We start from the raw sequence: 287 nt of genomic DNA on the forward strand, positions 1-287 counted from the left end.
AGTTCCTGGCGTCGCTGCGCCGCGTTCAACTCACTGCGTTGATTGGAGATCTGCTGGCTGGCGATGACGGCCAGCACCTGACCTTTTTTGACGCTCTGGCCCAGGTCGACCTTGACCGATTCGACGACGCCGCCGACCCGAGGCACTACGTGGGCGGTGCGGTCTTCATCAAAGCGGATTACGCCGGGAAAGGTGACTGACGTGCTCATTGGTCGGGGCTCGGCGGCGACCAGTTCAATGCCGGCGGCCTTGATCTGTTCGGCACTGAGCTCAAGGTGGCCTTCTTC

General features: G+C 62.0%; 1 protein-coding gene. It reads right to left on the reverse strand.

What is annotated here, in order from left to right; translation table 11 throughout:
* Positions 1-287 (reverse strand): efflux RND transporter periplasmic adaptor subunit (locus EE949_RS01050; protein ID WP_122662144.1); only part of this gene is annotated, 287 nt, incomplete at both ends.

It is taken from the genome of Pseudomonas viridiflava (assembly GCF_900602065.1).
Lineage (GTDB): Bacteria > Pseudomonadota > Gammaproteobacteria > Pseudomonadales > Pseudomonadaceae > Aquipseudomonas.